The following is a 13,800-nucleotide window of genomic DNA, read 5'->3' on the forward strand; positions in this document are numbered from 1 at the left end:
AAAGTGATTAACATTTAGTTAACCTTAAAGTAAAGTAATATTAATTAATATCTAACTTGCAGTTAACACTGCGGTAATACTTTTGCCCTTATCAAATAAAGGCAAATTGGAATTACTAAACTCTTTTAAAAGAGCGGCACTTACTGTGTTAGCTTTGACGATCAGCATACTTTCGTATGCACAAACCGGAAAAATTTCTGGAACAGTTACCGATAAAAAAACGGGAGAAACCTTAATTGGTGTAACGGTTAAAATTAAAGGAACAACCAAAGGAATGGCCACAGATGTAGATGGTAAATACCTTATTGGTGGCCTTGCAACTGGAAAATATATTCTTACTTTTCAATATGTTGGCTATTCTGGTAAGGAAATTGCTGATATTGAAGTATTAGATAGCAAAATTACATCTTTTAATGTTATTCTGGAAGAGTCTAATTCTCAAACCCTTTCTGATGTTGTTATTCAGGGTTCTTTTAAAAAGGAAAGTATAAACGCTCTTTACGCACAACAGAAAAATAGCATCAGTATTTCGAGTGGTATTTCTGCTGAAATTATTCAGAAGTCACCAGATCGTAATACTTCTGAAGTATTAAAACGGGTAAGTGGTGCAAGTATTCAAAATAATAAATTTGTAGTAATCAGGGGGTTAGCGGATAGGTACAATACCTCAATGCTTAATAACTCAATTTTACCCTCAACCGAGCCAGATAAAAAAGCATTTTCATTTGATATTATACCGGCTAATTTAATAGATAATATTATAGTTTATAAAACAGCTTCTCCTGATTTACCAGGTGATTTTGCAGGTGGAATTATTCAGGTGGTCACTAAAGATGTACCTGATCAAAGTTACTTGAGTTTTTCTACCAGTTGGGGGTACAATACGCAATCTACATTTAATGATTTTACATCTAACAAAAGGGGAAGTCTTGATTATTTGGGTCTGGTTGAAAGCGGTCGAAAATTGCCTTCATCATTTCCAAAGTCCTTCCAAACCTATAATCCATTAACTGGACAAGAAAAGGTTAATTTTTCGAAATTATTGCCAAATGCATATGGTGAACAAACTTATACTGCATTGCCATCGCAAAACCATCAAATTACTTGGGGTAATCGCAAGGATTTTCAAAATGGTGGATCGTTAGGTAGCGTAATATCCTTATCTTATCGTAACTCTCAAAATATTAATCCAATTCAAAGAAATGATTATCAAAATGATTTTAGTGATATCTATTACAATTATAATGATACTCAAAATATTTTTAATACTAGTGTAGGGATATTAGCGAACATAACCTATAAAAAAGGTAAGAATAAGTTCGGATTTAAAAACTTGTTAAATAATGTACTCGAGGATACTTATACAGACAGAAATGGATTTAACACTAATGTTGACGCAAATTTACGATTTAATAACTCTGATCAAACGCGTAAAACTATTTACAATACACAATTAGATGGGGAACATCAATTTGGTAAAGCTGATCAAAAAATTAACTGGAATTTAAGTTATTCAAATATTACACGTGACCAGCCTGATTTGCGTTCAATTTATTATCGCCAGGTTGGTGGGGCTACTTCTAATGTTTATTCATTGGTGGATAGAAACAGTCGCCGTTTCTTTGCCGATTTAAAGGAAGATAACTATTCAGCTTTAGCAAATTATACATTACCATTTATTTTATTTGAAAAGAAAAGCACATTCAAGGCAGGGTATTTAGGTATGTATAAAACTAGAGATTTCAATGCTAGAATCTTTAATTATTTATACAATAGTTCTGGCTCAGCAGCATTTGATGACAGTATACTTACTTTGCCGAAGGGTAGCATTTTCTCTGAAGCAAATATGGCTACGACGGGTGGCTTCTATCTAAATGATTTTACAGGTAATACAGATTCATACAAGGCGCAAACTATGTTAAATGCTGGTTATTTTATGTTAGACAACCATTTGGGTGAAAAATCTAGGTTATCTTGGGGTGCAAGAGTTGAACAGTACTCTCAAAATATAGATTATACAGATTTAAGCGGTGTTTCTAGAAGCTTCGAACAAACATTTATTGATGTTCTGCCTTCTGCTAACTACACTTACTCGATAAATGATAAAAGTAATTTTAGAGTTTCTGCATCCAGAACAGTATCAAGACCTGAATTAAGGGAGTTGTCTCCTTTTACTTTTTATGATTTTGTAAGCCAAACTTCAACCTTGGGTAATCCAAACTTAAAAAGAGGAACGATTAATAATGCGGATTTACGTTATGAGATTTATCCAGCTGCGGGAGAAGCAGTCACCTTTTCCGTTTTCTATAAAGATTTCAACAACGCTATAGAGCAAACACTAGATGAGGGTGGTACACCAGAGCGTCGTCAAATCAATTATACTAATGTTTCAAAAGCCTATTCATTTGGAGCAGAGATTGATGTTAGAAAAAGATTTGACTTTATAAAGGATTCTGGTTTCTTTAACGATTTAACGTTTTTTGCAAATTTGAGCTACATCAAATCTGAAGTTAAATTAAATACTATTGGTCTGGCTGCACGTCCATTACAAGGTCAATCTCCATATTTAATTAATGCAGGCCTACAATATTCAAATACTCCATCAGGTGTTAGTTTAACAGCCCTTTATAATCGTATCGGACAAAGAATCTCATTTGTTGGAAATACTTTATTCCCAAGTATCTGGGAAAATTCTAGAGATGTTGTAGACTTGCAAATCAGTAAAAAACTTTTGAAAAATAGAGCCGAGTTAAAGCTTAATGCAGGCGATATTTTCAATCAAAAAAGTATCTTCTATCTTAATATGGATGATAAAACAAATTTTGATAAAAATATTGATAAAGAGTATGTCTCAACAAGATTTGGCAGCAACATTACTTTGAGTTTTAGCTATAATCTTTCATTCACTAAATAAATTAATTAATATAAATAACATGAATGTTAACGGCAAATTAATTTACTGATAACACAATGTACCTAACTTTTAAAAAATAACAAACATGAAAATTAAAAACTCATTATTAGCACTTGCAGTTATTGCACTTTCTTTTACTGCTTGTAAAAAAAGTGATAATGGAGAAACTGCAACAGGAAATGTAGAAATTGCAAATGGTGGTACACTTACAGGTACTTTCAAGGCAGGACAAAATGTTATTGTTCGCAAAGGTACAGTAAATTTATCTGGCTACACTTTTTTTGAGGATGGGTCAACTTTGACCATTGAGCCAGGTACCATTATTAAATCGAGTGTTACAAATAAAGGTGCACTAATTATTGAAAGAGGTGCTAAAATTATGGCAGAAGGTACCGCTGTTCAACCTATCATTTTTACATCTGGAAAAACTCCAGCCGAGAGAGCTCCTGGTGATTGGGGTGGTATAGTTTTGTTGGGTAAAGCAACTGTTAACGCCGCAAATCCAACAATTGAAGGTGGTATTGGCAAACAATATGGTGGCACAATAGATACCGATAACTCGGGTGTTTTAAAATATATTAGAATAGAATTTGCGGGCATAGCCGCCGACCCAGGCTCAGAAATTAATGGTTTAACATTGGGTGGTGTTGGTTCTGGTACAACAATCGATCATATCATGGTTTCGTATGGTAATGATGATGCTTTCGAGTTTTTTGGTGGAACTGTTAATGCAAAATATTTAATCGCTTATGGAACTGCTGATGATGATTTTGATTTTGATAATGGTTATAAGGGTAAAATTCAATTTGCTATGTCATTAAGAGATCCGAGTTTTGTTGATGGTGGTGATGCAGGTAATGGTATCGAATGTGATAATAATGCCTCAGGTTCTGATGCAAGTCCTAGAACTAGACCTAACTTATCGAACTTTACGATTTTAGGCCCTAATGGAGCAGCTAATACATTAGCCAACCACAATTTCGCCAACAGATGGAGAAGAAATACAGCATTTATCCTTAATAATTCAATTATGCTAGGTCACCCTAAAGGTGGTTTATCTTTAGAGTCAAATGGTACATACAGCGCGTTCATCGACGGCACTTCTCAATTCAATAACAATATTGTTTTTGCTTTAACAGCTCCATTTAAATTAGGAAGCGATGTAACAGTAGCCGGTGCCTCTGCAACAGCTATTGAAACCAAAGCATTGGCTTCGGGAACAGTTAGTATTGCTTCATCTAACGCAGCAGGTTTAACAGATGCATTTAACTTGACTTCACCTAATTTATTACCAGCTTCTGGTTCTATCGCATTAACAGGAGCAGCCTTTACTGGTGATCAAACAGATTCTTTCTTCGAAAAAGTAAGTTACAAAGGTGCATTCGGTACAACTAACTGGACTACTGGTTGGACTAGCTGGACACCCAAAACTAACGTTTACTAAGTAATAAGGTATAAAGAGTTAAACAAATAGGAAAGGCGAGAATTTAATTCTCGCCTTTTTTTATACTGTTTCTTTAACCTCTGCTTTTACTTTCTTTGCTACAGGCTTAACTGTTTTTACCTTCGGAGCTGCATGAGTAACCTTGCTCTTCTTTGATATATGGCGTTATAGAATCATCCTGAGTATGGAAAGTAACTTTTTTAGTTAATTGCTTTGCAAATTTTTCGATTACTTTTTCGATTTTTTTCGCTTTGCCGTACTGGATAACAAGTTCGTTAAATGCAAGGGCTAATTTCGATTTTAAATCTTTACGTAATTTTTTGCTTGTCGAATAATTTAGCTAACTCAATCTTTATCGGCTTTAAATTCGGAATCGATATCCTTGATAAAGAAACAGTTGATGCTTTAACTGATGGAACTTCATTGATCAAAAACAATATTCATCAATTATTTACTACAGGTAAAGATGTTGTTGCTGATGGTTCAACACCTTCATTCGCAAGCGCTGATATATTAAAAGCATATTTAACAGTTTAAGGAAATACAATTATTGATCAAGCTGCAGTATTATTAAATGTTCCTTTCAGCTAAGCTGCTCCTAACTTTACAGTTAAAAGTGGTTCTTCGGCTGCTACTGGTGCAACATTTTAAATTGTCTTATAGACTAATATACAAATTGAAAGTCCTTGTTAGGTCTGAATGAGTTCTATCGAATGTCGGTTGGACAATAGTCTTCCAAATAATTATTTGTTAGCCCTGACCATTAACCATAAAATTAATGGCTTCAGAGGATATAATTACCTTTTATGGTTACCAGATTATCCCCATAATAACTTCTCCTGTACCTCATGTTTACCAATCCTTTACCCTCTAGGTAATAAATAGGTAGAGAAAAGGTAAGCAAAGGGTAACCCTGGGGTTAACTTGGTGTACAGAAAGGGTAAACAACAGGTAAATAAAGGGTAAGCAATTTCATGTTGTTATACACTAATTTTAATCTATCAATGTTGTACTGTATTAAAATAGATGAAATGAATTAATATCTTATTAAAAATGCAGGTATATTGTTTAATTTAATGTATTTTTTGTTTGTTTGTTATTGGTGATATGTGTTGTGTAATTTGTATTTTTTATTAGATAAACTTAATGGTTTATTCATTGTAGCTTAACAATAAGATGGTTAACTTGTTTGAAGGAAAACCTAATTATGAAAAAAACATCTATTTTAAGCTCATTCTCCAGGAAAATGGGCTTGGCAGCGTTGCTGCTAACCTTAAGCATCTATTCATGTAAAAAATCTGAACCCTCTGTTATCGCGACCGAAAGCAAAGCAGAAGTTGACGCTACTGCACTCGCAAAAATCAAAGAAATGGGCTTTCAAACAGATGGTATTAAAGAATCTGGCGATTATTACGTGGTGGAAGGTGATATCCTGATTTCGAAGAAATCACTATCCACAGTTAAAAATATTGAAAAGGGAACAAATGCTGGTGGTAAAATAGCGCAGGGTAATACCAATCAGTTAATTCAGGGAAACCTCACAAATGTTATTATCACTCAGGAAGATTTCGATACCAGATGGTTCTATGCAATTAGGGACGCGATAACTGCCTGGAATGCGATAGGTAATTGCCGCATTAATTTAATCCATTCTTATAATCAATTTTATCCACCTTATACCAGTTCTGTTAGTCCTAATATTACCATTAGAAAAGTAAATATGGGGACAGGTGCATTTGGACAAGCGGATTTTCCAACCGATGCAGGACAGCCCGGAGCTAATATTTGGGTAAACCCTGTTACCAATAATGTTACCAGTACAAATGCTGACAATGGCATACCAAGAAGCCATGAGCAGGATGTATTTATGCTGATACACGAAATTGGTCACTGTTTGGGCTTGCGTCATACAGATTACAGTGGAGAAGTTAACTACGATGCTTATGGTAGGTATGTAGGCGTTAATGCTACACCTGGCACGCCCTCAACAGGCGCTCCGTCGGCAGATCCAAATTCAGTGATGAACTCTGGCAGACTTGGTACTTCAAGAACCTGGACCGATTTTTCATCATATGATGTAATAGCCGCTCAGTATTTATACCCGCCAGTAACCACGCCATTTGTAAGTACCTTTAAAAATGTGATTAATGGGCCATCTTCCAATTCAGCAGGTGCAACGGTGATTAGTACAGCTGGCGCCACATACAATGGTGGTTACTATGAATGGAGAATGTTAGACCAAAGTTTAAATGTTGTATTGCCGGTAAGCAGTTTTAGTGATTTTCCACAGCAGGAATGGTCGCACGGTACTCCTGGAACTTATTATTTAGAGTGTCGTTTGGTTGGTTTAGAGTGTGCAGGAGAGTGGGCAAGACAAACCGTAACTTTTAATTAAGTATCAGCTGATCAAAATAGATCAGTTGCAAAAAAAGCAGGATAATTTCCTTTAGAAAATTATCCTGCTTTTTTCTTTAAAACTGGTTATGCGCTAAAAAGCGATCTATTACCGTATGCGCTTAACTAAATTTTAATTTACTCGCTAACCGGCTCTTTTTTTACTGCTTTCTTTTCTGCAATAGGTTTAGCCGTTTTTGCCTTCGGAGCTGCAGGAGTAATTTGCTCTTCTTTGATATATGGCGTTATAGAATCATCCTGAGTATGGAAAGTAACTTTTTTAGTTAATTGCTTTGCAAATTTTTCGATTACTTTATCGGTTTTTTTCGCTTTGCCGTACTGGATAACAAGTTCGTTAAATGCAAGGGCTAATTTCGATTCTAATTCTTTACGTAATTTTTTGCTTGTCGAATGATTTTTCGACTTAGATTTATTCTTTTTCATTAAAACTTATGGGTTTTTCCAAAGATAAAGAATTGGAAAGTTAAATTAATATTATCATTATGTTAACGCGCAGCTAACTGCTTAACATATAAAATATTTATCATAACTTAGGTTAAATCGCATAGATTAGCATTTAATCGAACAAATATGAATTATCCAATAGTAATCGGCGTTGCAGTTCTGGTCATTATTTTAATTGCTTATCTGATCATCAGAAACCAAAAAGACAAAAAGGAGTTTGAAGAAGAGGTAATCCAATCAGAACTTCCCCCTGAGAAAGACGATAAAGAAAATACTTAAAAAGTATTTCCTGGTGCGATGCCTCCACCCAGATCTAGTGTATTCTGGAACCCTTCGAGGTATTGTAGTAAATGCCGCTCAGCATTTGCGTAAGAAGTAAATGTAGATGCCGGTTCATAGGCGTCAGCATCAGTTTTGCTTTTGTAAAATGAACTGATTTTGAAAACGAAAATTTTGTCGTCATTAATGGGCGACATAATTCTAGCCTTTATTGGGTGGCCGTTTACCTCAACAAAAAATTCTTTTATAACAGTATAGATAACAGCAGGCATAGATAAGATTTTAGATTTAACTTAAAATAAGAGGTCTAAATTACCTTAAATAGCTCATGAATCAACCTGTTATTGATAAGATAACATTTCGTTAACATTAAATTAACTTTTAATTAAGGTGTTGAATACTTATCGCCTGTTTAAAAATTGAATAAAATTATCTCGTATGTCAGTCTGAGCGTAGTCGAAGACCGTTTTCAACACATTGATAAAAGCAATCCATTACGTTCGGCGTGACAGCAAAAGGCTAAGTAATATTGCTATAAAAATTTAAATAGGCGCTAAATCTTTAGCGTTTTATGGGCTCGTAGGCATAAACCACTTCATATTTACTGTTCTTGAAATTTGAAGAAAGTTGCCCGATTTTTAAGTTTTGTGCCTGTGGTGTAGGCTCGCAGTACGAATATTTCCTGCCTTTATAAGTAATGGGTTCGCCAATTGGTTTATCGAACTGTACGGCGATAGTTAAATGTTTAGGGTAGAGCAGGGCAATCATCGGCAGGTTATATATTTCCTTTACCAGATAGAAAAATAATGCAGCCCGGTCATCGCAATCGCTGTAGGTACTTAATAAGGTTTGTTCAGGCGAGAAACGTTTTTCTTTGCCAAAGTTTTCATCGTCATCTTCGTATAAAAAACCATAACGGGTAAATCTCATCAGATAATCAACACCTTTTTTCTGATCCATCTGTTTCAGGTTTTCTTTCAGGGTAGGAATAAGAGAGCTATATGTTTCCCTGCTTAAAGGAATATTAAAATAACTCTCAAAATCTACTACCGGATAATTTTTAAAAATGGTTTGTACATCTTCATTAACTTTTAACTTAAAATGATGGACTTTTTGGCGGTAACTAAATTCGATATCCTTTTCCTGATAACTTTCCGGTTTAAAATCGGGCATTCTGGTGACCTTATAAGAGAAAGGATTTTTAGCCTCTGGTATTATAATTTTAACGGGCTTATAAGCATCAGCCTGTTTAAAAAGTTTGCCATAATCATGGTAATTCAAACACATAAACTTTTTGTTTTCGATCATGAAAAACGGAATATCGCTAATGTCCTCTTCGTTCTTTACATAAAAGATAACCTGATCATTACCCACGGCTAACCTTGCATCGTAACCGCATTTACTCAATAAAAACCATTTGTATAAAGTATAGCCAAAATAATTATCTGCTTTCGGACTAATCTGTTCCGCTGTCTTACGAATCAGTTGATAATAAATCCAGTCGTTTAAATGATATTTTTTCTGGTATTTTTCTAAAGAGGAAATAAGAGGCGCATACTGGCCGGAAGAGATGCGGCTGTAAAAGTTTGAAACGGCTGATGTTGTTGCTGTTTTTGGTATTGGAAAAACAACTGATGAATCTACGCTAAAGTTGAAAGTTCCGTCATAAAAATCGAAAGAATAATGCTGTCCCTTCGAGATAACGGTATTCATCATCAGGCAAACTAACAAAATGGTTCTCAAAACATATGTGTAAATCTCTCTTTTCAAACCGCTCCATATTTGGTTACATTAAATTTACTTATTATTAACATAAAAGCAACAATTTCTTTATGTGAACAATGGGGTAGCGCTTAACGGAAAATTAACATTGGATTTTCGTGAATTCAAATCGGGTTAATTTTTTAGTGCATAAAGCTCTTCTCTTAAATGTTTTAAAAGTGAGCTATTACAATCTTTACACGCTATTTCTTTCAAATGAATAGGTTTGCCGATACTGATTTTTAACTGGTGACCATTTTTGTTGAATAACTCTGAAATCAGCTTTGCTGTTTGTAAAGAAGGGTGTATAAATTTCAGCAGGCTAAAAAAGATGCCATTATTGCCGTGAAAATATACTGGTAGTATCGGTACATTGGCTTTGGAGATGATTTTTCCAACCACGGGATGCCATTCGCGGTCGGTAATCTGATTTTTTCTGAATTTATAAGAAGAAACTTCGCCTGCCGGGAAAATAGCAACCGGACAACCATCTTTTAAAGCTTTTAAAGTTGTTTTTAATCCGCTAATACTTGATGAATCCTGAACTTTTTCGAACGGATTTACCGCGATAATACATTTTTCAAGATTTGGGATTTTCTTTAACAGAAAATTCCCCATAAACTTGGTATCAGGTCGGTGATTGGCAAGGATACTTAATAATGCCAATGATTCTATTGCACCGTAGGGATGGTTTGCAATCGCAATAAATGCACCTTCTTTTGGAATGTTGGCTAAATCCTCATCGCTGATCTGAATAGTAACCCCCAGAACATTCAGGATATGATTGGCAAATTTTTCTCCTTCTAAAGTATTAGCATCTTTAATCATTCCATTAAACTCGTTAATCTTTAAGAACTTCATTAAAAAAGAAGCAAGACCAGGGATTGGAATATTACAAATGCCTGTTGCCTTTGAAAAATTCTCTTTAGAAATGACTGTCATAATTATAGTTCAAAATTGATTCCATTATAGAACCAACCTGATAAATGATTTTTTATTTGAGCTAAATATAAGGGTGGGAAACACTCCGTTCTCAAGAAGAAGAATGTTTATCATAGCTCATACAGAGTACATAAAGATAGAGGAATAATATGAATAAGAGTGTATTAATCAATTAAGAAATTGTAAGGAAGGGAATTCTATAAATAACATTTCATTAACATCAATTTAATAACATGAACCTACTTTTGTGGCATAAATATTTGGTTAGTATTTATAAAGTTTAGGTTAGTTGATAATAAAAAACCCAGATGGATGTCTGGGTTTTTTTATTGAATTAATTTACAGGTTTTTGCCAAGTTTTTCGAGCATTTCTGGTGGAATATTATGCGTATCAACCACTAAGAAACCATCCAGGCAGTCAGAGAATTTAGGATCGATATTAAATGAGATAATCTTTGCGTTCAGGTTCATATACTGCCTCAACAGCACTGGTACTTTAATATGTGAATTTTCAATGTCTCCGATTATGCTATCCAGATCTTTAAAAGACTCGCTGCTATCAACTAATGTATCCGTAGAAATTGGTAAAAGATCGGCTTTAAATTTGTTTCTTGGCTTCACATATTTGGCCATCTCATAATCGAAATGGTTTTTGGTAATATAATCGACAATTAAGGCCTTACTAAATTTCGAGAAATTGTTGCTGATACTTACCGGACCGAACATGTAACGGTACTGTGGGTTATCAATCAGGTATTTTAAAATTCCTTTCCACAGTAAGAACAATGGTAGCGGCTTACCCTGGTATTCTTTTCTGATCCACGATCTGCCCAACTCGATACCCTGCTTTAACATAGGGTAAAACTGATCTTTCATTTTAAAAAGTTCAGAAAGGTAGAAACCACGGCGACCCATGCTTTCTAAAATTTCATCACCTTTACCTATCCGGTAAGCACCTACAATATTTTCTAAATCTTTATCCCATATAAATAAGTGGTTATAGTAGATGTCGTAATTGTCTAGATCGATTTTTTTGTTGGTACCTTCACCCACTTCGCGGAAAGTAATTTCTCGTAAACGGCCAATTTCCCTTAAAATATTCGGGATTTTTAAAGTCGGAACAATATATACCTCATAATTTTTCTCCGTCCAAACCCTGAAATCTTCCAGAAGTGTTACTTCATTTTTAATCAAAAGCCTCGAAGTTTCTTCAATTACTTCGGCAGGTTTCTTTTTAATTTTAAATAAGTTTAATGGGTTAAAGAGTTTTTTCTCTGTATCTAAACCAATACCCAGTGCATATGTACGGGCTCTTAAAAAGTCCATCAGTTTATTGCTGCTGTTCATGTGCGAAATTTCAGATACGGCTATTGGTTTACCAATCCGTACTTTAATGGTACGCCCATGTTTATTTAAAAATTCTGAAGGTAATTTTGCTGTACGCAGGGTAGGGTGTATGAAGCTCAAAATGTTAAAGAAAACACCGTTGTTGCCATGAAAATAAATAGGTACAACTGGTACTTTTGCTTTAGCAATCAGTTTTCCAACAACAGGATGCCACATCCTGTCGGTTACCTGCTGAGCATCTAATTTAAAGGTAGAAACTTCTCCTGCAGGGAAAATACCAATTGGTATTCCATTTCTAAGCAAATCAAAAGTAGTTTTTAATCCGCTGATACTTGATGAATGCTGCACATTTTCGAAAGGATTTACAGCAACAAAAAATTCATCAAGGTTTGGTATTTTTTTCAAAATGAAATTTACCATTACCTTCGCATCCGGCCTAACCGTACACAATAGTTTAACTAAAGCCAAGCCTTCTACACCACCATAAGGGTGATTTGCGATGGCGATAAAAGGGCCTGTTTTAGGAATACTATTTAAATCATCATCATCAAATTCTATAGAAACGCCAATGGTTTCTAGTATCTTGTCTACAAATTCTAAGCCTTTAAAATGTTGATTTTGAGCAAATACATCATTAATGTCGTTCAGTTTCATGATCTCCATCATCAAGCCTGCTAAACCCGGTACACCTAGCTTATCTATCTTCGTTGCTTTCGCAAACTCAGATGTAGTTATGATCTTCATATAAATTCTTAGATTGTTGATAGGCAAAACCTATTCTGTTTTGCAATCCCAAAAATAAGATTTATATTTATAATACACATGTCATATCGCATCAATGAGAATTTGGTTTAACAAAAATTTTGGTGTTAGCAAAAGTGAATTCAACGGATTGTTGTTTCTCTTCTCTATTATTGTTGTAATTAAGGCCATTCCAACGATATATGGCTACTATCAGCCAATTTCGAACGATGATCCGAATCTTTTAGCACAAATTCAGCAGATCAGTATAACAGATCAGGCATATGCCAATGCTGTTCGCGATCGGATTGAAGACGCTAACCCTCGAAAAACAATTAAACTTTTTAAGTTCAATCCCAACACCTTAGATGCAGAAGGTTGGCAAACTTTAGGCTTATCTGCAAAACAGGCACAATCAATTATAAATTATACCAATAAAGGCGGCAAATTTTACAAAGCCGGAGATCTTCAGAAAATGTATACCATTTCGCCGGATATGTATAAAAGGATACTGCCTTATGTTAACATACCCGATCAGCCCGTCAATGCCTCAAGAAAGTACGTACCTTTTGAAAAAAAGGAATATGCTAAAAAAGCTGCGGTGATTGTTGATATTAATAAGGCAGATTCGATGCAATTGGATGAGATTAAAGGTATAGGTGGAACTTTTGCACTAAGGATTATTAAATACCGTGAACGTTTAGGCGGTTTTTACAAAAAAGAACAACTTCTCGAAGTTTATGGTTTAGATTCCGGTAAGTATGCTGAAATTAAAGATCAGATTGAAATCAGCAATACTCCATTAAAAACAATAAATATCAATACCGCAACTTTTAACGATTTAAAGCGTAATCCATATCTTTCTTTTAAACAGATCAATGCCATTATTCAATACCGCAAACAGCATGGTAATTATGCTAACCCATCCGATTTAAAAAAGATCATCATTTTAAATCAACAGGTTATTGATAAGATTACGCCTTATATTTCTTTTTAGCATCTTAAACTTAGCGCCTGTTTAAAATAAATAAAATTTATTTTGTCTGTCAGTCTGAGCGTAGTCGAAGACCATTTCAGCGCATTTATAAAAGCAATCCATTATGCTATCATTGATAGCTTCCAAAAATTCGTCATTGCGAGAAGGAACGACGAAGCAATCTATCATCCAGTGATCCATGCTATAAAGATTGCTTCGTCGGCTGAAAAAGCCTTCTTATAATGATATTTATGTAAACAACTGATATTCATTGTTTTTTTTTTGACCATATAAGACATTTAAGGACCATATAAGCTTGCATTTTCTTATATTCCTTATATGGTAGGATTATTTAATGAATTAGATGTTCTTAGGTGTCTAAGGTGGTTAATTAAACGTTATAAAAATTTAAACAGGCTCTTAAAAGCTTAAATTTAAATGTGATTTGGAAAGCAATGATTGTGCTAATCGGTTCCGAAAGCCCTGCTTTACAATTACTCTCCTGATTGAAGAAAACGAAGTGAAACGGAGTAAAGT

General features: G+C 34.5%; 11 protein-coding genes. 6 read left to right on the forward strand and 5 right to left on the reverse strand.

Going from position 1 to position 13,800, the window contains the following annotated elements; genetic code table 11:
• The first annotated feature begins 106 nt into the window (after window positions 1-106).
• The 4 genes from BCL90_RS02845 to BCL90_RS02860 all read left to right on the forward strand — a co-directional run bounded on the left by BCL90_RS02845 (window position 107) and on the right by BCL90_RS02860 (window position 6,753).
• Window positions 107-2,914, forward strand: a complete 2,808-nt coding sequence (locus tag BCL90_RS02845; RefSeq protein WP_134380547.1) for a TonB-dependent receptor — start codon at window positions 107-109, stop codon at window positions 2,912-2,914.
• 85 nt (window positions 2,915-2,999) lie between these two features.
• Entirely contained in the window at window positions 3,000-4,358 is a 1,359-nt protein-coding gene (locus BCL90_RS02850) for a T9SS C-terminal target domain-containing protein (protein WP_121282501.1), read from the forward strand.
• Between the two features lie 324 nt (window positions 4,359-4,682).
• Window positions 4,683-4,895, forward strand: a complete 213-nt coding sequence (locus BCL90_RS02855; protein ID WP_134380550.1) for a hypothetical protein — start codon at window positions 4,683-4,685, stop codon at window positions 4,893-4,895.
• A 670-nt stretch (window positions 4,896-5,565) separates the two neighbouring features.
• Complete coding sequence (locus BCL90_RS02860; RefSeq protein WP_121282505.1) at window positions 5,566-6,753, forward strand: M57 family metalloprotease; 1,188 nt, start codon at window positions 5,566-5,568, stop codon at window positions 6,751-6,753.
• A 137-nt stretch (window positions 6,754-6,890) separates the two neighbouring features.
• Here BCL90_RS02860 and BCL90_RS02865 read toward each other — a convergent pair whose 3' ends face one another.
• Entirely contained in the window at window positions 6,891-7,196 is a 306-nt protein-coding gene (locus BCL90_RS02865) for a hypothetical protein (RefSeq protein WP_121282507.1), read from the reverse strand.
• Window positions 7,197-7,343: 147 nt separating this feature from the next.
• Between BCL90_RS02865 and BCL90_RS25560 the strand changes: the two genes are divergently transcribed.
• On the forward strand, window positions 7,344-7,496 hold the full coding sequence (locus tag BCL90_RS25560) for a hypothetical protein (RefSeq protein WP_166792162.1): 153 nt from the start codon (window positions 7,344-7,346) through the stop codon (window positions 7,494-7,496).
• Here the strand turns inward: BCL90_RS25560 and BCL90_RS02870 are convergent.
• The 4 genes from BCL90_RS02870 to BCL90_RS02885 form a co-directional block, all read right to left on the reverse strand.
• Window positions 7,493-7,768: a hypothetical protein gene (locus tag BCL90_RS02870; protein ID WP_121282509.1), complete on the reverse strand. Its 276-nt coding sequence runs from the start codon at window positions 7,766-7,768 to the stop codon at window positions 7,493-7,495. The genes BCL90_RS25560 and BCL90_RS02870 overlap by 4 nt on opposite strands.
• 289 nt (window positions 7,769-8,057) lie before the next feature.
• Entirely contained in the window at window positions 8,058-9,239 is a 1,182-nt protein-coding gene (locus BCL90_RS02875) for a hypothetical protein (RefSeq protein ID WP_317126826.1), read from the reverse strand.
• 153 nt (window positions 9,240-9,392) lie between these two features.
• Window positions 9,393-10,199: a lysophospholipid acyltransferase family protein gene (locus BCL90_RS02880; protein WP_121282512.1), complete on the reverse strand. Its 807-nt coding sequence runs from the start codon at window positions 10,197-10,199 to the stop codon at window positions 9,393-9,395.
• A 339-nt stretch (window positions 10,200-10,538) separates the two neighbouring features.
• The gene (locus tag BCL90_RS02885; RefSeq protein WP_121282514.1) at window positions 10,539-12,290 is read right to left on the reverse strand and encodes a lysophospholipid acyltransferase family protein; all 1,752 of its coding nucleotides are present in this window, start codon (window positions 12,288-12,290) and stop codon (window positions 10,539-10,541) included.
• Between the two features lie 94 nt (window positions 12,291-12,384).
• Here BCL90_RS02885 and BCL90_RS02890 point away from each other — a divergent pair, with 94 nt between their 5' ends.
• Complete coding sequence (locus BCL90_RS02890; RefSeq protein WP_121282515.1) at window positions 12,385-13,284, forward strand: ComEA family DNA-binding protein; 900 nt, start codon at window positions 12,385-12,387, stop codon at window positions 13,282-13,284.
• Window positions 13,285-13,800: the final 516 nt, after the last annotated feature.

The organism is Pedobacter alluvionis, from assembly GCF_003664035.1.
Classification (GTDB): Bacteria; Bacteroidota; Bacteroidia; order Sphingobacteriales; family Sphingobacteriaceae; genus Pedobacter; species Pedobacter alluvionis.